Source organism: Maritalea sp. S77 (assembly GCF_049801075.1).
GTDB lineage: Bacteria > Pseudomonadota > Alphaproteobacteria > Rhizobiales > Devosiaceae > Maritalea.
This window is the reverse complement of record NZ_JBNAGG010000004.1, coordinates 44,204-64,258: the sequence shown is the minus strand read 5'-3', so window position 1 is coordinate 64,258 and position 20,055 is coordinate 44,204. Positions and strand designations below refer to the sequence as shown.

Annotated in this window: 22 protein-coding genes; 6 read left to right on the top strand and 16 right to left on the bottom strand. The window is 51.8% G+C overall.

Annotated features, from left to right (window positions below):
• The first annotated feature begins 7 nt into the window (after nt 1-7).
• Nucleotides 8-865 carry an OmpA/MotB family protein gene (locus ACP15Y_RS13405; RefSeq protein WP_424983610.1) on the top strand — a complete coding sequence of 286 codons (858 nt, stop codon included), beginning with the start codon at nt 8-10 and terminating at the stop codon, nt 863-865.
• Here the strand turns inward: ACP15Y_RS13405 and ACP15Y_RS13400 are convergent.
• Complete coding sequence (locus ACP15Y_RS13400; protein ID WP_424983609.1) at nt 854-1,792, bottom strand: LysR family transcriptional regulator; 939 nt, start codon at nt 1,790-1,792, stop codon at nt 854-856. The genes ACP15Y_RS13405 and ACP15Y_RS13400 overlap by 12 nt on opposite strands.
• Before the next feature lie 110 nt (nt 1,793-1,902).
• Between ACP15Y_RS13400 and ACP15Y_RS13395 the strand changes: the two genes are divergently transcribed.
• On the top strand, nt 1,903-3,141 hold the full coding sequence (locus tag ACP15Y_RS13395; RefSeq protein WP_424983608.1) for an MFS transporter: 1,239 nt from the start codon (nt 1,903-1,905) through the stop codon (nt 3,139-3,141).
• Between the two features lie 11 nt (nt 3,142-3,152).
• Here ACP15Y_RS13395 and ACP15Y_RS13390 read toward each other — a convergent pair whose 3' ends face one another.
• From ACP15Y_RS13390 to ACP15Y_RS13370, 5 genes are all read right to left on the bottom strand, one after another.
• On the bottom strand, nt 3,153-3,617 hold the full coding sequence (locus ACP15Y_RS13390) for an NfeD family protein (RefSeq protein ID WP_424983607.1): 465 nt from the start codon (nt 3,615-3,617) through the stop codon (nt 3,153-3,155).
• Nucleotides 3,618-4,589 carry an SPFH domain-containing protein gene (locus ACP15Y_RS13385; RefSeq protein WP_424983606.1) on the bottom strand — a complete coding sequence of 324 codons (972 nt, stop codon included), beginning with the start codon at nt 4,587-4,589 and terminating at the stop codon, nt 3,618-3,620.
• A gap of 97 nt (nt 4,590-4,686) precedes the next feature.
• A complete protein-coding gene (gene hemH, locus ACP15Y_RS13380) occupies nt 4,687-5,712 on the bottom strand; it encodes a ferrochelatase (RefSeq protein ID WP_424983605.1) in 1,026 nt (341 codons plus the stop codon).
• Between the two features lie 171 nt (nt 5,713-5,883).
• Nucleotides 5,884-7,476 (bottom strand): bifunctional metallophosphatase/5'-nucleotidase, encoded by a 1,593-nt coding sequence (locus ACP15Y_RS13375; RefSeq protein WP_424983604.1) that lies wholly within the window; start codon nt 7,474-7,476, stop codon nt 5,884-5,886.
• 218 nt (nt 7,477-7,694) lie between these two features.
• Nucleotides 7,695-8,606 carry a LysR family transcriptional regulator gene (locus ACP15Y_RS13370; RefSeq protein WP_424983603.1) on the bottom strand — a complete coding sequence of 304 codons (912 nt, stop codon included), beginning with the start codon at nt 8,604-8,606 and terminating at the stop codon, nt 7,695-7,697.
• A gap of 76 nt (nt 8,607-8,682) precedes the next feature.
• On the opposite strand from ACP15Y_RS13370, the gene ACP15Y_RS13365 reads away from it, so the two are divergent.
• A complete protein-coding gene (locus tag ACP15Y_RS13365) occupies nt 8,683-8,973 on the top strand; it encodes a DUF1330 domain-containing protein (RefSeq protein WP_424983602.1) in 291 nt (96 codons plus the stop codon).
• Nucleotides 8,974-9,025: 52 nt separating this feature from the next.
• Here ACP15Y_RS13365 and ACP15Y_RS13360 read toward each other — a convergent pair whose 3' ends face one another.
• The 4 genes from ACP15Y_RS13360 to ACP15Y_RS13345 all read right to left on the bottom strand — a co-directional run bounded on the left by ACP15Y_RS13360 (nt 9,026) and on the right by ACP15Y_RS13345 (nt 12,809).
• A complete protein-coding gene (locus ACP15Y_RS13360; RefSeq protein ID WP_424983601.1) occupies nt 9,026-9,919 on the bottom strand; it encodes an NAD-dependent epimerase/dehydratase family protein in 894 nt (297 codons plus the stop codon).
• An 82-nt stretch (nt 9,920-10,001) separates the two neighbouring features.
• The gene (locus ACP15Y_RS13355) at nt 10,002-10,355 is read right to left on the bottom strand and encodes a DUF2200 domain-containing protein (RefSeq protein WP_424983600.1); all 354 of its coding nucleotides are present in this window, start codon (nt 10,353-10,355) and stop codon (nt 10,002-10,004) included.
• A gap of 14 nt (nt 10,356-10,369) precedes the next feature.
• Nucleotides 10,370-11,155 carry a pyrroline-5-carboxylate reductase family protein gene (locus ACP15Y_RS13350; protein ID WP_424983599.1) on the bottom strand — a complete coding sequence of 262 codons (786 nt, stop codon included), beginning with the start codon at nt 11,153-11,155 and terminating at the stop codon, nt 10,370-10,372.
• 40 nt (nt 11,156-11,195) lie between these two features.
• Nucleotides 11,196-12,809, bottom strand: a complete 1,614-nt coding sequence (locus ACP15Y_RS13345) for a DUF1007 family protein (RefSeq protein WP_424983598.1) — start codon at nt 12,807-12,809, stop codon at nt 11,196-11,198.
• 219 nt (nt 12,810-13,028) lie between these two features.
• Between ACP15Y_RS13345 and ACP15Y_RS13340 the strand changes: the two genes are divergently transcribed.
• Together ACP15Y_RS13340 and ACP15Y_RS13335 are read left to right on the top strand one after the other, a co-directional pair.
• A complete protein-coding gene (locus ACP15Y_RS13340) occupies nt 13,029-13,448 on the top strand; it encodes a MarR family winged helix-turn-helix transcriptional regulator (protein ID WP_424983597.1) in 420 nt (139 codons plus the stop codon).
• Between the two features lie 48 nt (nt 13,449-13,496).
• Nucleotides 13,497-14,123 carry a trimeric intracellular cation channel family protein gene (locus ACP15Y_RS13335; protein ID WP_424983596.1) on the top strand — a complete coding sequence of 209 codons (627 nt, stop codon included), beginning with the start codon at nt 13,497-13,499 and terminating at the stop codon, nt 14,121-14,123.
• Here ACP15Y_RS13335 and modC read toward each other — a convergent pair whose 3' ends face one another.
• From modC to eda, 4 genes are read right to left on the bottom strand one after another with little or no spacing between them, the layout of a single operon-like run.
• Nucleotides 14,124-15,140, bottom strand: a complete 1,017-nt coding sequence (modC, locus tag ACP15Y_RS13330; protein WP_424983595.1) for a molybdenum ABC transporter ATP-binding protein — start codon at nt 15,138-15,140, stop codon at nt 14,124-14,126.
• A complete protein-coding gene (gene modB / locus ACP15Y_RS13325) occupies nt 15,133-15,831 on the bottom strand; it encodes a molybdate ABC transporter permease subunit (protein WP_424983594.1) in 699 nt (232 codons plus the stop codon). Before modB ends, modC begins: the two co-directional genes overlap by 8 nt.
• Nucleotides 15,828-16,553 (bottom strand): molybdate ABC transporter substrate-binding protein, encoded by a 726-nt coding sequence (modA, locus tag ACP15Y_RS13320; RefSeq protein WP_424983593.1) that lies wholly within the window; start codon nt 16,551-16,553, stop codon nt 15,828-15,830. The genes modB and modA overlap by 4 nt, the downstream gene beginning before the upstream one ends.
• The gene (gene eda / locus ACP15Y_RS13315; RefSeq protein ID WP_424983592.1) at nt 16,550-17,191 is read right to left on the bottom strand and encodes a bifunctional 4-hydroxy-2-oxoglutarate aldolase/2-dehydro-3-deoxy-phosphogluconate aldolase; all 642 of its coding nucleotides are present in this window, start codon (nt 17,189-17,191) and stop codon (nt 16,550-16,552) included. The genes modA and eda overlap by 4 nt, the downstream gene beginning before the upstream one ends.
• A 173-nt stretch (nt 17,192-17,364) precedes the next feature.
• On the opposite strand from eda, the gene nadA reads away from it, so the two are divergent.
• A complete protein-coding gene (gene nadA / locus ACP15Y_RS13310) occupies nt 17,365-18,414 on the top strand; it encodes a quinolinate synthase NadA (protein ID WP_246028664.1) in 1,050 nt (349 codons plus the stop codon).
• A gap of 47 nt (nt 18,415-18,461) precedes the next feature.
• Here nadA and ACP15Y_RS13305 read toward each other — a convergent pair whose 3' ends face one another.
• A complete protein-coding gene (locus ACP15Y_RS13305) occupies nt 18,462-19,646 on the bottom strand; it encodes a hypothetical protein (protein ID WP_424983591.1) in 1,185 nt (394 codons plus the stop codon).
• A 185-nt stretch (nt 19,647-19,831) separates the two neighbouring features.
• Complete coding sequence (locus ACP15Y_RS13300; RefSeq protein ID WP_133572094.1) at nt 19,832-20,041, bottom strand: alkylphosphonate utilization protein; 210 nt, start codon at nt 20,039-20,041, stop codon at nt 19,832-19,834.
• Nucleotides 20,042-20,055: the final 14 nt, after the last annotated feature.

The following is a 20,055-nucleotide window of genomic DNA, read 5'->3' as shown; positions in this document are numbered from 1 at the left end:
CAGCATAATGGCCAGAAAGAAAAAAGCAGCAGGCGGAAGCGAAATTCCAGAATGGTTGGTCACCTTTGCTGACCTCATGTCCATTCTGGTGTGCTTCTTCGTCTTGATTATTTCTTTCTCCATTCAGGACGAGTTGAAACTGCAAGTGGTTGCCGGTTCTTTGAAGGACGCGTTTGGCGTGATCAAGGTGGAACAACGCGCGGGCATCATCGAACGCGATGGCAATCCGCAACGCGATTATGTGAAAACACTAACGCTTGAAGACGAAATCACGCAAACAGAATTCCAAGAACAGCAGCATGACGACCGCACCAAGCAAGGTCCGGAAGCCAACACTCACGATATCGAGCGTTCGGAAGTCGAAAAGCCCCGCCAATTTGCCTTGGCCACCACGACCTTGCGTCAAGCTTGGCAGGAACTGCCTGAAATCACGTTCGTTGCCGACAATCTGTTGATTGAAGAAACCGAAGAAGGCCTCCACATTCAGATCGTGGATCAGGAAGGTCGCGCTATGTTCCCAGAGGGGTCGAAATACCCCTATGAGGTGACTCGCAAGGCCATTGAAGTGATGACGCCAATTCTCAAGAGTTTGCCGAACCAAGTCAAAGTAACCGGCCATGTGGCTTCGGGCGGTATCTATCAGACCCAAACCTATGGCAAATGGGACCTATCGACCGACCGCGCAAACATTGTGCGCCGGGTGATGGAAGAGTTTGGCATGCCGTCAGAACGGTTCCATTCTGTAGTCGGCAAGGGCGAAAGCCAACCACTCTTCCCGAACGATCCTTATCTTTCAGCCAACCAGCGCATTTCGATTTTGCTGATGAAAGAAGAGCCTCCGGTTCCGGTCGAGCTACGCCCTTAAATCATCCAAATAGGCGGTGACATCTGCAAGATGTTGCGCTGTACTTTCTTCAAGAAAGCGCAAAAACGCGTCTGTTTTTGCCGACTCACGACGACGTTGATGATATAGCGCTACACGCTGCCCACGGTGCTCGATAAGCTCCGGCAACACATGCACCAGTGCCCCGCTGCGTAAATGTTCAATCGCATAATCGGCAGGCAAGTTGGCAACGCCTACGCCTTGCAGGGCACATTCATTTAAAATCTTGTAGCTGTTGGTGCGAAATACAGCTTCGCTTTCCACCTGCACCGTCTCATTGCCCAACTGCATCTGCCAGGCATTCATTTTGCGCGGCCAATCAAAATAGAGCAGGTGATGCCGCGCCAAATCGTCAATTGATTGAGGTGTACCTGCCTTATTCAGATAGGCTGGCGACGCCACCAGAAAATTGACATGGGGCAGCAAAGGCACTGAATAAAAAGGCGAATCCTGTCCTGCAGCCAAGGTGCGCACCGCAACATCAATATTATGGCTGGTTAAATCCAGATAGCGTCGATCTGTGTCAAAATCGATTGTCAGCTCGGGATACTTTTTACAAAAACTCGGCATGTATGCACTCAAGAAGCGCTCACTAAACGCCACAGGCGCCGTAACATGCATTGTGCCGCGCACTTCATCTCCTGTGCGCAATCGGTCTTCAGAAACTTGAATATCGCGCAACACCCGTTGCACCATCCGCAAATATTGATACCCCTCATCCGTCAAAACCATGTGCCGCGTGGTACGCCGAAAAAGCGTGACATTCAGCCGTTTTTCAAGCTGGCCAATGGTTTTGCTAACCGAAGAGGCAGGCAATTGCTTAAGTGTAGCCGCTTTCGCAAAATTCCCCTGCTGCACCACTGCGGAGAATACCTGCATCTGATGTAAATGATCACTTCGCCGCATCATTGTCGCTCAAATATCCTAGTTATTCATTCCACTAAAGAATGAATATAGTGCAATTTGCAGGAATTGTCTGGCACTTATTCTATCAATAGACCAGCGACAAAGGAGTTCCTATGTCGCAAATGCATCTCGCCACCCCCGCCCAATCGCATCCTTTCTCACCCAGCTTGCTGTTCTTATTGATCGGCGGCACCTTCATCACCTCAACGGCACAAGGGTTCATGTTGGTGGGCGTACCGTGGCTTATCGTGCAGATGCCGGGGGGCACAGAACTGTTGGGCGCTGCCTCTTTTATATTGAACATCGTCATTTTCTTTTCTGGCCCGCCCCTTGGTGCATGGATGGACCGAAACAATCGAAAATCCAGCTTTGTCGGCATTCGTTTTTTGGCCGCAGGTGGGTTGATCATTGCCGGGTTTCTAAGCCTATCACCTGCAACATTGCCCGCAGCTTTGGTGCTAACCCTCACCCTCGTCAATTTTATTGTCACCTTTGATCAAAGCGCGCGCGTCGCCTATGCCCAATCCCTTTTGGAAAGCCGCAATTTCCGCACCGTAAACACGATTTTTGAGCTGCAAAACCAGGGAGGCAATCTGATCGTGGGCGCCAGCTTGGCGCTGGTGATCACCCACCTCTCAGCACCATTTATCCTTTGGGCGCTCATGGGACTATTTCTACTGTCCGGCCTGCTGCTATTTTTGCTGCCCGCAACGGCCGCCCCAACGCCAAACACACACAAGCCCTTATTGTCCGCCCTCCGAGAAGCCGCCAGCTACCTCAAGAAGCGGCCACGCCTCACCCTGATTTCTCTGGTGAGTTTTGGCCCCTATATCTGCATTCAAACGGGCAATTTTCTGGTGCCCGTATTGCTGGTGAAAATGCTGGACGGCACGATTGAAGATTTTGCGCTCTTTGAGATTAGCTTTGCTCTAGGCGCCATTGGCGTGGCCATTTCCATCAAGCTGGCAAATCGGCTCAGCCCATTTAGCCTGATGGTGATATCCATGCTCTGCTTTACGCTATGGTATATCAGCCAAGTGATTTGGCCGAGCATGCTCACCATCATTTGGTTGGCCTGTTTGGCGGGGTGGGGCAACTCCACCATTCGCATTGCGCGCAACTCATGGCTGATGGAAGAAGTCCCTCACCAATATATGGCCAGAGTACTTTCCTTTTTTCAAACCGCAATGATTGCAATGAAAACCATTGCGCTCGGCGTGGCTGCTTGGCTCGCCACAAGCTACAGCCCTTGGCACGCGCTGGCGATTGTGGGTGCAGCCCAATTTGCCGCCATGGTGCTGATGATGGTGGTGGGATATTTAAAATATAAAGAGGGGCCAAAGCCCCTCTAAATCAAAAAGCCTTATGTGGCTGGAGCCTCTAAAGGCAACACATTGAGCACGACGCCTTCCGCGGAGACAACCTTCACGCGCGTTTGCGCGGGCATATCCGGCCCTTCCACACGCCACCAGCTATCGCCCACTTTCATGCGGCCTTTGCCGTTCACGATAGGCTCATCAAGCGTGTAGGTGTCACCCACAAATTTCTGGCTTCTTTTGTTGAGGAACGGACGATCAGACTTACCGCCATTACCCTTAAAATAAACAGTCCAAAGCGCCACGCCGATAACCGACAGAACGCCAAACAACAGCCATTGAAACTGCCAGCTTAAAAAGCCCGTAAAGGCTTGAATGCCAACCGCAATCGCGGCAAGGCCAAACCAAACGACCACGCCGCCCGGCACAAGCAATTCAACACCCAGAAGCAAAAAGCCACCGACAATCCAAGCCCAAGGGCCCAGCTCAATGAACCAATTGACCAGATCCATTTAGCCCTCCTTATTGCCACCGCTTGGCACGCGGGAGGATGAGCGCTTCTGCGTTGTTGGCTCGCCAAAAGCCTCCTTGGCAATTTCAGCCACGCCGCCAATTGCCCCGATCACATTTGCAGCTTCAAGCGGCATCATCAAAACTTTTTGGTTTGGTGATTTGGCAATCGCTTCCAGCGCGCTGATGTAATTATTGGCTACAAAATAGTTTACCGCTTGCACATCGCCAGCGGCAATCGCTTCGGACACCATTTTCGTCGCTTTCGCTTCCGCTTCCGCCGCACGTTCGCGCGCTTCCGCATCGCGGAATGCTGCTTCCCTGCGGCCTTCCGCTTCCAAAACCTGCGATTGCTTTTCGCCTTCCGCTTCCAAGATCGCGCTTTGGCGACGGCCTTCACTTTCCAAAATAGTGGCGCGCTTTTCCCGCTCTGCCTTCATTTGGCGGCCCATGCTTTCCACCAAGTCAGCCGGCGGATCAATATCCTTGATCTCAATACGGGTGGTTTTCACCCCCCATGGCGACACGGCCTGATCAACAACATGCAACAACCGTGCATTGATTTCATCACGGTTGGACAGCAATTCATCCAAATCCATAGACCCCATCACCGTACGGATATTGGTCATGGTGAGGTTTAAAATAGCAACTTCGAGCTGATTGACTTCATAGCTGGCAGCTGCCGCATCCATCACTTGAAAGAAGTTGACGCCATTGACTTTGACCGTGGCGTTATCGCGGGTGATAACCTCCTGCGAAGGCACATCCAACACGCGTTCCATCATGTTCATTTTGCGGCCAATGGCATCAACAAAAGGCACAATGATGTTAAGGCCCGGCGTCAATGTGCGGGTATAGCGACCAAAGCGCTCCACCGTATAATTATACCCCTGTGGCACAATCTTCACCCCGGCAACAAGCACCAGAATGATCAGCACGACCGCCGCAATAATGGCTATTGAAAACCCGTCCATAACGCTTTCCTTCACGCAATTTTTTTAAATGATTGCGTCCATTATGAAACGTTTGGCGGGGGAAGGAAAGCAGTTTATGCGCGGCGATTGCAGCGGGCTAGATCCAGCCTTGCAACTCGCGACGCACTACACTTTCAATCACATTAATCCCGGGCGCAGTTGCGTTCAAACATGGGATATAGCCATACTTTTCTCCGCCTGCTTCCATGAATTGCTCTTCGCCTTCCATGGCGATCTCTTCCAAAGTCTCCAAGCAATCAACAGAAAATCCAGGGGTTAAAATCGCGACCTTTTTTACGCCCAAGCTCGGCAACTCTTCCAGCGTCTTGTCGGTGTAAGGTTGCAGCCATTCTTCCGGACCAAAACGCGATTGGAATGTTACCATCATCTTATCTTCGGCCCATCCCAATTTCTCGCGCACCAAACGCGTGGTTTTGAAACATTGGCAATGATAGGGGTCGCCCTTCATCAAATAGCTTTTGGGCACGCCGTGATAAGAAGTGATCACCAGATCAGGTTTAAAGTCGAGATTTTCCAAGCCTTCTGTGATCGAATTTGCAATCGCATCGATATAGGCAGGGTCTTCAAAATAGGCAGGTGCGGTGCGCACTGCTGGTTGCCACCGCATCTCTTTGAGGTGATCAAAGGCTTTGTCATTCGCCGTCGCTGTGGTGCTGGCGGCATATTGCGGATAAAGCGGCACCAGCAATATCTTTTCGCAGCCCTGCGCTTTTAGCCGATCGATAGCGGAAGCTGTTGATGGGTTGCCATATCGCATCCCATAATCCACCACCACATCATCATGTTTGGACAAGCGCGCACTAAGCTTTTCAACCTGCTCCTGCGCGATCACGCGCAAGGGACTATCATCATTTTCCCTGTCCCAAATCTTATCATAGGCCGCGCCGGATTTTTTCGGGCGTGTGGTCAAAACAATAAGATTGAGAATCGGCCACCAGATAGCACGGGGAATTTCAATCACCCGACGGTCGGAGAGAAATTCCTTCAAATAGCGCCGCATAGACCAATAGTCTGTTGCGTCTGGGGTGCCCAGATTAAGCAGCAAAACGCCAATCTTTTTGGGTTTAACTTCCGGATGATCTGGTGGTAGATGCGAAACCATAATGCCCCTTAAATTCTATATCGGGATGGTCAAAGCACATGGCGCGTCCAAACGCGCCTGTCCTGCCTGATCGATCCCCTGTGATCAATAAGCACATAACGCGATTTGGGTGCAACTGGTTCACAAAAAAAGGGCGGCCAATTGCCGCCCTTTCTCATAAATTATGTCCGCTTACTCAACTTTGGTGATGCGGTCATCAGTTGTTGGCTCATAATCACCACCCAATTTGGCGATATAGTCAGCAACAACAACTTCAAGTCCAGGGCCATAGTCATAAGCATTCATGCCATTGGTTTCAAAAACGCTATAACCATCGCCGCCTGAACGCATATAGTTGTTGGTCGCAACACCATATGTGGCTTCAGGGTCAAGTGCAGCATAGGACCCGTCGGCTTGCATCACTTCAACTGAAACAACACGAGAACCAGCTTCGGCAGCTGGGTTCCATGAATATTTCATGCCTGCAACCTGTGGGAACCGACCTGCAACATCTTCAACTTGGCTCAAGCCATTTTCCAACGCCGCAATAACATCAGCACCTTTAAGCTCAAAGGTCGCCAACGTGTTTTGGAACGGCAGCACAGTCAGCACTTCGCCCATGGTGATTTCGCCTTCATCAATAGACGCGCGCAAACCGCCGCCATTTTGAATCACGATTTGAACACCTTGGTCTTTCGTGCGGTCCAACATGGCTTCTGTCACCAACACGCCCATTGAGCAAACTTCGGCACGGCACACATTGCGATCGCCATTGATTTGGCCAAGGCTGTTGCCCACAACTTGCGCTTTGATTTCTTCAAGCGGAGCCGCTTTTTCCTCAATAAGGGCAGCCATTTCTTTATCTTCTGGCACGCGAGCGTCTAGCAACCATGGTGCACCTTCAGCTTCAACAACGTCGCCATTGTCGTCCCAGGTCACGCTCAGCTCACCCAAATATTTTGAATAAGCATAGGCCTGAACAATCGGTACATTTTTGCCATTTGGCGCTTGCGCTATTGTTGGATATTCATCCAGCAATGTGTGCGAGTGGCCGCCCACAATCACGTCAATGCCATCAACGGCCTCTGCAATGGCAATATCGCGGTTGATGCCGACGTGAGACAGCAGAACAATTTTGTTCACGCCATCAGCCTCAAGCTGGGTCACCAACTTTCTCAAAATGTCTTCGGCCTGGATAAATGGCACATTGTCGCCCGGTGAAGACGTTTCCGCTGTGTCTTCTGCCAACACACCGATGATCGCGACCTTCTCGCCATCAATTTCTTTCACTATATGGGAGGGGATTTTGCCTTTTAGCAAAGGCTCATTTGCCAGATTTGTATTCGCAAACAAAACCGGGAAATCAACGGCATCAACGAACTCAGCCAGTTTTTCTGGCCCGTCATCAAATTCATGGTTGCCCACCGCCATCGCATCAAAACCGATCATGTTCATCAGTTCAGCAGCAAGCGAGCCCTTAAATGTGGTGTAAAACAAAGACCCTTGGAATTGGTCGCCCGCATCCAAAGTCAACACATTGAAGCCAGCGCCTTCCAAAGCGGAGCGACGGGTTTCAATGGCAGTCGCCACACGGGCCATGCCACCAAAACATTCACCAGCGGCATTATCTTCTGCACCGCAGCTCGAATCATATTTGTTGATCGGCTGAATGCGTGAATGCACATCGTTAATATGCAAAATCTTGAGCGAGAAATCCGCCAATGCAGGCGCTGCAAAGCTGGCCATTGCCATGCCTAGCGTCAGCGCTAAAGCCTGTTTTTTCATTTTATAGAACCCTCCAAAGTTTATGATGCCCCGGTTATAAGCCAGTCTTTGTTTCAGCTTTTTGACATTAGCTGCACTGGTCTTCGTCGAGGTCCTCCGCATGAGGTGCGAAATATGTCGCCCGCCCATGATGGCGAAAAGTTTATGACAGTTTTGTGACAGCCGCAACCGAATTTGACCGATTGGAAAAACTTCCAGCTTTCGGGAGATAAAATTATCTAATCATCAAGAACGATATAACAATGTCTGTTCTGTTCAAAATGCACCGCTAGATGTTTCATCAGCGATTCGATGCGCTTTGCCTTGCGCAGTTCGGGATGGATCAGCATCCAAATGGGCATATAGCTTTCCCAACCCAACGCAGCCACGTGCTGCAATTCTGGATGTGCCTCGCCCAGCACTTTCGGCATTCTTGTTAGCCCCGCACCAGCTTTCACCAATTGCAACGCCGCAATCATATCCTCGCTACGTGCGGCCACACGCACATTCGGGCATTGCTCCCGCAATTTCTTGGGTATGGCCTCCGGCCAAGAATGAAATGAGATGATCGGCACATCACTGGTCAAATCACCCGCGCCCAATGCACTTTGTGCCAACCAATCGGCGGAGGCATAAAAACCAGCTTGCTGTCCGGTCAGTTTCCGGCCCCAAAGGGTTTCGGGCGGCTTCCGCGTCACCCGTATGGCCAGATCAGCTTCGCGTTGATGCAAATTGAGCAAGCTGTTGTCGCCAACAAATTCCAAAAGTACACTTGGATTATCGTGCGCAAAAATTGCCAGACTTTGGCTCAATCGCGCATCAAGCAAGGCGGGAGGAATGGTGAGGCGGATCGCGCCGCTCATCCCTTCCTCATGCACCACCAAATGGCGTTCCAGCGCGTGAAATTCTGGTTCGACACGGCGCGCATGGTCTAAAACCACCTGCCCCGCAGCGGTTAACCTCAACCCAGCTGGCAACCGTTCAAAAAACACAATCTGCGCATCTGCTTCTGCGCGTGCCAATCGCCGCGATATGGTTGCATGGGTCACCCCCATATGCCGTGCCGCGCCCGCCACACCACCGTGGCGATCAATGGCCAACACCAACCGCAATATATCCCAATCCGCAACCAGACTATTATTTTCGTACATGAATTGTACTCAGATAGCGAATTTCGCACAGAGTCAATCCCTGCTATTTCACCTTCATTCACTGAAGGAGAGACAAATGGCACATTACGCATTGATCACGCTGGTCGTAAAAGACCAAGAGAAATTGGCCGCATATCTGAAAGTCGGCGGCCCCGCTGTTGCAAAACATGAGGGCAAAGCCATCGCCGGTGGGCCAGGCAGCCTATCGCTGCAAACCCCGCATGGCGAAACAAGAGGTGTGGTGCTGGAATTCCCAACCCCAGACCACCTTACAGCATGGCTGCAAGACCCTGAGTTGGCTGAGGTTCATGCGCTACGCAACGCTGGCGCAGACACAACAATTCTATCTTTGCCCGAAATTGCCTAGCCGAAACAAAATGGGCAGCGACCCGGCTGCCCACATCTCGATGGGTACTAAGTTAGACCGGTTCGCCTAGTTCATTACGCCAACTATGTTTGGGCGCAAATCCAAGCATTTTCTTCGCTTTCGCGATTGAGAAAAAACTCTCATATTCGCCCATTTTGGCGCAGGGCACGCCCTGATAAAACCGATCGATCAAATCCGGGGTCCGCTCACCAACTGAATGATCCTCATTGGCAACATTGAACACTTCAAAACCCAATCCATCGGTCAAAAGGCATCGCTCAACCATATGACCAAGGTCGCGTGCATCAATATAGGCGAAAAAGTTTCGCCGCCGTGAGGCTGGGTCTTTAATGTACGCTGGAAAATTCTCTTTATATTCGTGCGGCTCGATCACATTATTGATGCGCAGCCCATAAATATCCGCACCACTGCGCTGTTGAAAACTGCGCGCGGTCACCTCATTCACCACTTTTGACATGGCGTAGCTATCCTCGGGCACCACCGGATGCTCTTCATCCAACGGCAAATAGTCGGGCTTGCGCTCTCCATCAGCAAAACACACCCCATAAGTGGTTTCCGAAGAGGCAAACACGATCTTCTTCACCCCGGCCCGCAGCGCGGCATCAATCACATTGTAAGTGCCAATGGTGTTGACGCGATAGCATTCATTATCTGAGGTGATCAAAATGCGCGGCACCGCCGCAAAATGCACAACCGCATCAAAGTTCGGCACGCCCGTGCCCGGCTCCAGTTCGTCAAAGTCAGCATAGCTTTGCATCACGTCAAACATCTGTCCGGCATCCGTGATGTCCGCCAACCGATTATCAACACCCGGCAAATCGAGCGGCACACGATCCACATTCAATACACGGTGCCCCTGCGCCAACAAATGTGCCACTGCATATTTGCCCGCCTTACCCGAACCACCTGTAAATAAGATTCGCATGGCCACTCTCCCAATTTAAAGATTGCAAACGTTTACAGCACCATAGAAAACCAAATTCTTCGTGCCAATCCCTTTGCAACTTTTATTGGGCCGTGCGTAAAATTTTCTCCAGCGCCTTGCCCCGCGCCAGCTCATCAATCAGCTTATCCAAATAGCGGATTTCACGCATCAGAGGCTCTTCAATCTCTTCCACCCGTATGCCACACACAACGCCTTTGATCAGGCTGCGATTGGCATTCATGTTCGGCGCTTCAGCAAAAAAGGTCTCAAAACTCACCGCCTCAGCAAGCTGTTTCTCTAGCTGCTTTTGATCATAACCCGTTAGCCAGCTAATGATCTGATCCACTTCTGCCTGCGTTCGCCCCTTGCGTTCCGCTTTGGTCACATAATGCGGGTAAACGCTCTTGAAACTCATGGCATAAATTTTGTGACCCATTTTTACGCCTCCCGCTACATCTCTTCTGCTTTTCGCGCCGCCGCCGTCAACCCTGCGCTGATCGCATCGGATAAATCGGAATCGATCATATTGGTAAGGCCCGCAGCGGTGGTGCCTGCATAATCCACCATCGCTTGCACCTGTTCAGCAGGCGTTGCCTCATCCTCAGCCAACATGCGGCCACTGGCCAAAAACAATTGGCGCACAGCTCGGTCGGCGATTTCAGGGGCAATGCCCTGTTTCACCGCATGGTCCACCATGCATTGCGCAAAATAAGCTACAAAACCTGGCACAGGGCCGGTCATCGCTGTGAAATGGTTGAGATGCGCTTCAACAGTCAATTCATCTGTAGTCCCAAGCGCGCTGAAGATCTTAGTCACCATCTCCTTATCTGCCGCCGACACATCGGCACTTGCAAACCAAGGCGAATAGGCCAAGCTCAGCGCTGCCGCTGGGCTGCTCATGGCGCGAACAATACGCGACGATCCCGTTGCTTGCTGCAAGTCACGTACCGTACCGCCCGCCATCACAGAAATCACCAAACATTTGGCCGCATCAATCTGAAGATCAGCAAAATGAGCTGGCAGTACGCACAGAATAACAATGTCGCATGCATCCACCAATTGCTGGTTATCGCTGGTCACATGAACATTTTGACGCGATTCAAATTCTGGTACTTTGCCGCTTCGGTTTGAAATCCAAAGCTGCAAATCCTCAATTATTGGTTGGCTAAGCAACGCACTGGACATCGCGCCGCCCAACATGCCTGACCCACCAATAATACCGATTGAAACCGCCATAATGCTCTCCTCTGGTTGAGTAGATTGCCCCCGGGACGGCCTATCCCCAGAGTGCACTCAACAGCAAAATAGCACCAAAGCCAAATACAGTGAAGGCACCCACAAGCTCCGCAGTGGCAAGCACTTCGCCCCAAATCTTGCCGCCCTTTTCCTCCTGAGCCCGCACCAAATCTTTGAAATAAACTGCAAGGCTCGCCAGCACGGACACAGTGATCGCCGTGCCCAGCCCCATCAAAAAGGTGGCTGCGATCCCGGCAGGCAGCAGATCTTGGCTCAAGGCAAATGCCAACACCACCAATGCGCCCGAACAAGGCCGCAACCCAACGGACATCACCAAGCCAATTTGCGCTTTCCAATCGCGCCCTGCGAACTGCTTCGGCTCGGGCGCGTGCTTACAATGATCGCAACTTTCCGCATCATGATCCGGATGATTGTGATCATGATGGTGATGATGCGCATGGCCTTTACCACCAAAGCGCGGTGCCAGCTTGCGCCACACCAAATAGACGCCCAGCAACATCACCAACGCATAAGAGCCAACCGCCATCCAATGCGCCGCATCCGACATGGCAAAACTGGTCAATCGCAACAGCCCCGCAGCGATCAATACGAACGCCACAGCCACAATGGACTGCATCATCGCCGCTGCAAAGCTGATCAAAATGCCTTGCCGCAATTCTCGTTCACTGGCCACCATATAGGATGAGATCACAACCTTGCCGTGGCCCGGGCCAGCGGCGTGAAACACACCATACAAGAAGCTCAAGCCGCCGAGCGCCCAAAAGCCATTCCAGTCTTCCTTCAAAAACTGAAGCGCTTCGGTCAAGGCTTGGTAAAATGCTTTTTGCTGCGTGTTGATCCACCCCAAAATCCCTGTGGTCGAACCGCCTAAATTGGGCTCACGTGGCGGCGCCACAAATGGACTGCCACCGCGGCGCCCTACATTGGACGCAGCGGGCGCTACCTCCGCAGCTGTGTCACCACATCGCACAACCAGCACGTTGGCCAAATCCTTTGCGGCCTCTGCCAAATGCGGCGGCAATTGCAACACATCTGGGCCAAGCGCAAACAATTCTTCCTCAAGCGATGGGTCTATTGGGCGTGGACCGTTTACTTCCAGGCTGCACCCTTCCGGTGCACCAACCAATTGCGCCGCATCATTCTCGGCAAAGTTAAAGGCCACATAATATTCCGGGTCTCCCACTTCAATTTCAAAAGCCTCGCGCACAGGCGCGGGCACCGTGAAGTCCAACGTGAATGATAAAATCAAATTTGTGCCATCAAACACCATGCGCGCATCCCGCCCGCGCGCGATTTCCGCATTGCCGCGCCCCTCGCCGGCAAAGGTGTAATAGCTATATTCGGCCAGCCCAATCATATTGTCATCGGCAAGCGGTTGAAGTTCTTCGGGCGAGACGTCACCATCGCCATCCACATCAAGCCCCTGCACGGCCCATGCTGAATAAAGCGCATCAAAATTCCAGCGCTGACGCACACCCGCAATTTCGCCTTGTTCATTAAACAACACATCCACCTGTGCATCGGCAAAAATATGCGGGTGCGCCTGCGCCAATTGCACAGGCAAACCAATCAACAAGATCAAAGCACAAAGCAAACGCGCACAGCCGCGCCAAAAAGGATGAGAATAAGCCATAGGCCCCCGGGGTAATTGCTGAACTGGTTCTGGCCGAAAAATGCGGCAAAATTCAGTAATAACATTACATATCGTGATTTGCCGCATCACGCCAAGGGATAATCATATACTGAAAATTGACGCTAAACTTTTGAAAATATTAATCCTTTCAAAATCCTCCATTAACGATATTCACGCTGTCAGGTTTCCAGCGCCCCGCCCATGCGCTAAAAAAGTCAAATGGCGCTAAAATTTGAAAAAACTTTGAGCTATCAACTGATGCAACTGGGGGCAATCGCCCGCCAAGAAGCGCTTGTGCCGTTGCACGCGCAGGGGTTGCAAGTTGGCGATGACGCGGTGCTGTTTTGGCTCGCGGATCAATCGCGCCTTACGCTTGAAGAAATGCGCCAAGGATTAAACCTGCCGCCGGAGCAATTTAACGCCCTGATCGATCGGCTGGACCGCGCGCAAATTCTTGAAAGTCAAACCGATGAAGCTGATGGTGCGCTGCACATTTTCCTATCTGCAAAAGGCCTAGAGTTGCTGCAAACCATCCATAAGAATTTCAAATCGCTGGACGCAGAATTGACCAATTCTCTTTCAACCCACAAAGCCAGGAAGCTCAAAAAACTCCTGAGTAAAATCAACAATCTATTTTGACAAGTCCGCAAACATTTGGTTCTCTCATTGTCCAATCGGAGAGCGCCCATGTTGTCTACGCCACTTTACATTCTTGATTTGCTTGGCGTGGCGGTATTTGCCACCACGGGCGCATTGGTTGCCTCCCGCAAACAAATGGACATTATCGGCTTTGTGTTGCTGGCCACCCTCACGGGCGTTGGCGGCGGTACGTTCCGCGATTTGATTTTAGATCGTCCCGTTTTTTGGACGGTGGATCAGACCTATCTGATCATTTGCTTTGGCATCGCCATCATCGCCTTCTTCGCCTCGCACCTTATTCAACGACGCTATGTCGCGCTGCTCTGGCTGGATGCGATTGGTTTGGCGGCATATGCGGTTATGGGCGCCCACATTGCCACTCAAAATGGCGCGGGCTTTTTTGTGGCAGGCGCGATGGGCGTGATGACAGCCACCTTCGGCGGCATGATCCGCGATGTGGTGAGCGATGAAAATGTGCTGATCCTACAAGAAGAGATCTATGCCACCGCCGCACTCGTTGCCGCCTTCGCCTATCTCGTACTCACCTATCTCGGCATCCCTCCGCTTTACGCCGCAAGCGCAGGCACAGCATTGGGCCTAGTTGCCCGCGGCGGCGCCATCATTTGGCACTGGCAATTGCCGCGCTACAAGCCGCGCGAAGGGCGGGAATATTGATTACTCAATCGACGCCGATTTGATGATCACAAAAATAGATGCGCCCGGGGCTAATACCAAATCGGCAACGGTTTTCGCCATCACCCGAGCCCGGATGCGTGCTTCGCCAACCTTCACGAAAATATCCGTGGTGGCTGGATCAATCGCTTCTAGCCGCTCAATGGTGCCCTCCAATTGATTGCGCGCACTGATGCCCTCAAGCCGCGATTTAGCCAGCATCACATCCCGCGCCCAGATATTGAGCTGCACCCGCCGTCCGATATCCAGCCCGCGATTGGCGACTTCCAACATCTGCCCACCAATATTGACCTGCGCCAGACCATATTGATCATCCAACGCCGCCACATGCCCGTGCACCCGGCTGAGCAAATGCGCGTCAGCACGCAAAGCAAGAACTTCTTGCGTCGGTCCATGGGTGACAATGCGGCCCTGTTCGATCACCGCGATCTGATCCGCAAGCCGCGCCGCTTCTTCCATAGCGTGTGTCACATAAAGCACCGGCACATCAAGATCCGCAAAAACATCACGCAAAAATATGATCATCGCTTCGCGCCGTTCTGGGTCCAAGGCAGACAAAGGTTCATCGAGCAACAAGGCGTGCGGTTGCGCAAACAGTGCCCGCGCCAGCATCACCCGCTGCTTTTCCCCGCCAGACAAATCATGGGGCGCGCGCGCCAGCAGGTCGGCAATGCCCAGCCGATGCACCAGCGGCATATGTACGCCGTTGCGGCCCAACCGAATATTCTCTTCAACACTCAAATGGTCGAGCAGTCGTGGCTCCTGAAACACCATGCCCAAATGCCGTTTATGCGGCGCACTGGATTTGCCACGACCCGCAAAGACCTGCCCATCAAGCTCGATCTGCCCTTCGCTCGGCTCCAGCCCGGCAATGGCCCGCAACAAAGATGTCTTGCCCGCGCCCGATGGCCCCACCAGTGCCGTTACACCGCGCCTCATCTCCAATAGAAACTGAAACAATCGCGCCCCGCGCTCAAATTTCAAATCTACCTTAAGCATGGCGCACCGCCCGCCGTCCGTTCAGCCTTTTCTCCAACCATGAGAGCAAAAATTCGGAACCCCAAATCGCCAGCCCAGAAATGGCAAGTGACGCAACACACAGCCACACCACAAGATCATTCTGATCAAAAGCCTGCAGCGCCGCATGAATGGCTAAAGAAATGGTTTGCGTTTCACCGGGGATATTGGCGACAAAAGTTATGGTTGCGCCAAACTCTCCCATGGCTTTGGCAAATCCCAACACGCCGCCAGCCACCACGCCGGGCAGCGCGCTAGGCACATATAGCATCTTAAACCGTTGCCATGGCGTCAGCCCCGCCACCGCCAGCGCTTCATCTAAATCTGTTGACACATGTTCAAAGCTCAGTCGGATTGGCCGTACAATCAGCGGCAATGCTACTAAGCCCGCGGCCAACGCAGCTCCCGCAGCATTAAAGGCAAAGCTGATCCCCAGCGGCGCCAAAAGACTACCAAACGCGCCCTTAGGGCCAAACACATAAAGCAGCACTAAGCCGGTCACCACCGGAGGCATCACAAGCGGCATCATCACCAAAACGGAGAGCAATCTTCGCCCGAAAAAGCGCTTGGTGGCCAGCACATAGCCGAGCATAAAACCCAAGGGCAACGCCCATAAAAGCGCAAAAAACGCGACTTTTAAAGACAAGGCGATAATGGGCAGAAAAGCAGTCAAAGTGGGCGCTCAATCGGTTGAAAACCAAATTCAGCAAGCAGCTTATGGCCTTCCGCACTATCGATAAAGTCCAAAAACGCATCCACAGCGGGATCATCATCGCACAACCGAACGGCCCAATAGCGTATGGACGGATGGCTTTCTGCCGGAAACGCAAATGCAATGGGTAAGTCCATCGCCTTGGCATCCGACCCATAAACCACCCCAAATGGGGCGGCTCCACTCCACACAAAACGCGCCGCACTGCGCACATTTTCCGCCGCGGCCACACGACCCGACAATGCCTCCCAAAGCCCCAAATGCTCAAACGCAGCCTTTGCATAAAGCCCCGCAGGCACATGATGCGGATCAGCCAAAGCCAAACGGTTTTCACCCAGCATTAAGGGAAGCGCTTCAATCTCTATCTGCCCTGCTCGGTCAGCCATCAACACCAAACTGTTTCCAAACAGAGGCACCAAGTCGCGTTCACCTGCTGCATGTTCGGCCCAATCCTCATTGGCGGAGATATACAAATCAGCAGGTGCCCCCGCTTCAATTTGCCGGGCAAGTGTTGAAGACCCGCCCGCCACAATTATTACATCAAGCTGCGCCGCCGCTGCTGCACTTTGGGCAAAATCCACCAAGCTGGACGCCACAAAAAAGCGGGTTTCCGCCCATGCTGGCCGCACCGAAACAAGTGCCATCAGTACAAGAATGCCAATGCGGGCGGCGCGCCAAATCATGCGCCTTCAGTCAACCGCGCAGCTGTTGCGGCCAAATTTTCAATATGCGCAAAATCGCCCGCTTCGATCACATCGCCAGGCACCACCCAAGAGCCGCCAACACAAATCACATTCGGCAAAGACAAATAGTCCCGCGCATTTTGAACGCTCACGCCACCGGTTGGGCAAAATTTCAAATCCGGCAAAGGCGAAGCAAAGCTCTTCAGCAATTTCGCGCCACCAACAGCTTCCGCGGGGAACAATTTCAACCGCTGATAACCCATTTCCGCGGCAGCCATCGCTTCGGTTGCAGTGCTGATGCCCGGCAAAAGCGGCACATCAAAATTGAGTGCTTCTTCAAGCAATTGACGCGGCGCCCCGGGCGACACCATAAATTGTGCGCCAGCAGCAATGCTCTTTTCAATATCAGCTTTGGTGCGCACAGTGCCTGTGCCAACATAGGCACCTTTCACCCCTGCCATTTTTTCAACGACTTTCAGCGCATTTGGGGTTCGCAATGTCACTTCCAGCGCAGGCAGTCCGCCAGCCACCAGCGCTTCCGCCAAAGGAATCGCTGCATCCACATCATCCAAGATAATGACCGGAATAACCGGGGCAGCGCCCATAATTTCGTCGAGTTTTGCAATATTTTGCGCCATATGATCGGGACCTCATTGGGCTGGATTTAAAGGGACAGGGCCGCTATCGCGACCTTTCAACTTGGATTAGCATAAAGCAGAGATTGAAATACACCTCAAAAATACCTAAGTTCCACCCAACTTTGCTGCTGAAAGGGCGAAAGATGGTACAATTGATCAACGCGTTGACCCCCATGGATGAAGCGCGTGCAATTTTGAGCAAAGAATTTGATCTCAAATTCACCAAAGCGGTAGAAAAAGAAACGGCTGACATTTATGAACATGTCAAAGACCGTATTCCCGAAATTGAGTGGCAGTTTTACGCGCCACTGATCCGCGAGATCAATAAGCTCAAGCGCGAAAAAGATGCCGTGATTCTGGCGCACAATTATCAAACACCGCAAATCTTCCATGGCGTGGCCGATTTTGTGGGCGACAGTTTGCAGCTCGCCATCGAGGCAACAAAGGTTAAACAGCAAACCATCATTCAGTGCGGTGTGCACTTTATGGCGGAAACATCCAAATTGCTGAACCCAGAAAAAACCGTACTGATTCCAGATAGCCGCGCCGGTTGTTCTTTGGCTTCATCCATCACGCCAGAAGATGTGATGGCCATGCGCGAACAATATCCGGGCGTGCCTGTGGTCACCTATGTGAACACATCAGCGGCCGTAAAAGCCGTGACTGATATCTGCTGCACCTCCTCCAATGCGCTCGACATTGTTGAAGGGTTGGACAGCGACACTGTGATGATGATTCCAGATCAATATTTGGCGCAAAACACCGCCAAAAAGACCAAGAAGAAAATCATCACTTGGGCAGGCGCGTGTGAAGTGCACGAAACCTTCACCGCTAAGGATATTGAAGAGCTGCGCCAGGCCTATCCAACGGCCAAAATCATCGCACACCCAGAGTGCCCCACCGAAGTGATCGACGCGTGCGATTTCTCCGGCTCCACATCCGGCATGATCAATTGGGTGAAAACGGAGCGCCCGGCCAATGTGGTGATGGTGACCGAATGTTCCATGTCAGACAATGTGGCGGCAGAAACGCCCGGTGTGCAGTTCTTAAAAGGCTGCAACATCTGCCCGCACATGAAGCGCATTAATTTGGAAAATGTGCTTTGGTCTTTGCACACAGGCACTGAAGAAGTGACTGTTGATCCCGAAATTGCGGAAAAAGCCCGCGGCGCTGTAGAGCGCATGATCAATTTTGGCAAAGATAAAAACGCCACCAAAAAATAAAATCTGATCGATCAAGTCAAAGCCGGGGCAGTGCCCCGGCTTTTTTATTAGTGGTCAGAAAGATGTCCGCCAGCGGCAACAATTGAATATGGCTTGCCTGCCACGTCAATCACGTCCAACACAGCCAGCTCATCAGTCGAGATCAGCTTCAACGCGCTCGCCAATGGCTCCACCAACGCAATATGGTCGCCCGCAAAGGTGAAGTTGGGCCGTGGCGCATACCAAGGTTGCTCCATATCAACAGGCGCCGTCGCTTCAATTGACGCCACAATCTTCGCGTTAAACGCATCAATCTTATGCAGCTTGCCATCTGCCGTATGAGCAAAAGCCTCGCCAGAATTGGCCGGGTTCAAATAACCACTCACCAGCGGCGCTTCAAATTGAACTGATGTGAAGCTTCCCTCGCCTTCCACATCGATAAAAATCATTTTGTCTTTACCAAAATTACCCGCAAAAAACTGGACAGTTTTTCCGCCATCGAGGCGACCTGAACGTCCTTCACCCAGTTCTTCCGGATAAGGCAAGAATGCTGATTTGCTCAAATCTTCTTCATCAAAAACCAAAATGCCATCAATGCAGGCAAACGCAATTTTGTGCATGGAACTGGCTTCACCATGTAAGCCTTTACACTCATGCAGATCGCCTAACTGCTCTCCGTCTTTGTCCAAAACCTGCACATGGTTGGGCAAGCTGCTAGGTTCTTCCAAATTTGGCGCGGTAATCAGCATATGATCATGCAGTGGCACCGCAACACCATGATGCGGCGCGTCGGTAACCGTGTAGTTCACCTCAAACGCGTCATCAAATGCGGAAACATCCACTTTCGCAACACTCCCCGTGCCATCCATAAAGGCCGCCACTTCATCGCCGTGCAAAACAAAGTGAGTTGGCCGTGCACCGGTCAAAAACAGCCCTTGCCAAGCAGGCGCTTCCAAATGCAGATCACTATGATCACCATGATCTTCCACATGCAAACCAGTTTCAGCCACATCCACGCGGCCCTTGCTGCGCTGCACTGCAAACAACAATTCACCATCTTCACTCAAATGCAACCGCGCTGGCTCGGTCAGCTGATCCCAAACAATTGGATCATTTCCTTGCTCAAACACAATGATTTGCGCTTTCTCATGGTCGCCAATGAAATAGCGCCATGCCTCGTCAGCGCTCGCACTCGCCACGCCTGCCATCAATGCAAGGTTTGAAACGCCAAACGCCAAAATCTTTTTCTTCATCTCAATTCACCAAATGTAATATCATAACAATTGCGACTCATATGTTATAACGTTACGATTTTCAAGTTGAAGATGTTGCTTTCTAATGACGAAACAATTTGCTGGGAAAATTGGCGCAGCGACACCCGTTGCGCTCACGAAACCCAATTGAGGCGAGATGCTATTTTACAGAGGAACGGAGAGTTTTAGGCTTTTTTCAAAAACTCAGTTTTGAGCACAATCGTCGATTTGCCGATGCGGCATTCAACTTCGCTGTCTTTGTTTGTCGTGCGGATATTTTTGATCAACGTGCCCCGCTTCAACGTTTTCGACATGCCTTTAACCTTCAAATCTTTGTTGACCTGAACATTATCGCCATCTTCAAGGGCAGCTCCGTTACAATCTTTCGCGCTCATGAAAAAAACCTCGC

Excerpts from the sequence above, each read along its gene's own strand:
- eda (WP_424983592.1), bottom strand. The coding sequence starts at position 17,191 with ATGGCGCAAAATATTGCAAAACTCGACGAAATTATGGGCGCTGCCCCG.
- modA (WP_424983593.1), bottom strand. The coding sequence starts at position 16,553 with ATGATTTGGCGCGCCGCCCGCATTGGCATTCTTGTACTGATGGCACTT.
- ACP15Y_RS13335 (WP_424983596.1), top strand. The coding sequence starts at position 13,497 with ATGTTGTCTACGCCACTTTACATTCTTGATTTGCTTGGCGTGGCGGTA.
- ACP15Y_RS13385 (WP_424983606.1), bottom strand. The coding sequence starts at position 4,589 with ATGGACGGGTTTTCAATAGCCATTATTGCGGCGGTCGTGCTGATCATT.
- ACP15Y_RS13360 (WP_424983601.1), bottom strand. The coding sequence starts at position 9,919 with ATGCGAATCTTATTTACAGGTGGTTCGGGTAAGGCGGGCAAATATGCA.
- ACP15Y_RS13395 (WP_424983608.1), top strand. The coding sequence starts at position 1,903 with ATGTCGCAAATGCATCTCGCCACCCCCGCCCAATCGCATCCTTTCTCA.
- ACP15Y_RS13370 (WP_424983603.1), bottom strand. The coding sequence starts at position 8,606 with ATGTACGAAAATAATAGTCTGGTTGCGGATTGGGATATATTGCGGTTG.
- ACP15Y_RS13365 (WP_424983602.1), top strand. The coding sequence starts at position 8,683 with ATGGCACATTACGCATTGATCACGCTGGTCGTAAAAGACCAAGAGAAA.
- ACP15Y_RS13375 (WP_424983604.1), bottom strand. The coding sequence starts at position 7,476 with ATGAAAAAACAGGCTTTAGCGCTGACGCTAGGCATGGCAATGGCCAGC.
- ACP15Y_RS13345 (WP_424983598.1), bottom strand. The coding sequence starts at position 12,809 with ATGGCTTATTCTCATCCTTTTTGGCGCGGCTGTGCGCGTTTGCTTTGT.
- modC (WP_424983595.1), bottom strand. The coding sequence starts at position 15,140 with ATGCTTAAGGTAGATTTGAAATTTGAGCGCGGGGCGCGATTGTTTCAG.
- nadA (WP_246028664.1), top strand. The coding sequence starts at position 17,365 with ATGGATGAAGCGCGTGCAATTTTGAGCAAAGAATTTGATCTCAAATTC.
- ACP15Y_RS13405 (WP_424983610.1), top strand. The coding sequence starts at position 8 with ATGGCCAGAAAGAAAAAAGCAGCAGGCGGAAGCGAAATTCCAGAATGG.
- ACP15Y_RS13355 (WP_424983600.1), bottom strand. The coding sequence starts at position 10,355 with ATGGGTCACAAAATTTATGCCATGAGTTTCAAGAGCGTTTACCCGCAT.
- ACP15Y_RS13305 (WP_424983591.1), bottom strand. The coding sequence starts at position 19,646 with ATGAAGAAAAAGATTTTGGCGTTTGGCGTTTCAAACCTTGCATTGATG.
- ACP15Y_RS13390 (WP_424983607.1), bottom strand. The coding sequence starts at position 3,617 with ATGGATCTGGTCAATTGGTTCATTGAGCTGGGCCCTTGGGCTTGGATT.
- ACP15Y_RS13340 (WP_424983597.1), top strand. The coding sequence starts at position 13,029 with ATGGCGCTAAAATTTGAAAAAACTTTGAGCTATCAACTGATGCAACTG.
- ACP15Y_RS13400 (WP_424983609.1), bottom strand. The coding sequence starts at position 1,792 with ATGATGCGGCGAAGTGATCATTTACATCAGATGCAGGTATTCTCCGCA.
- hemH (WP_424983605.1), bottom strand. The coding sequence starts at position 5,712 with ATGGTTTCGCATCTACCACCAGATCATCCGGAAGTTAAACCCAAAAAG.
- ACP15Y_RS13350 (WP_424983599.1), bottom strand. The coding sequence starts at position 11,155 with ATGGCGGTTTCAATCGGTATTATTGGTGGGTCAGGCATGTTGGGCGGC.
- ACP15Y_RS13300 (WP_133572094.1), bottom strand. The coding sequence starts at position 20,041 with ATGAGCGCGAAAGATTGTAACGGAGCTGCCCTTGAAGATGGCGATAAT.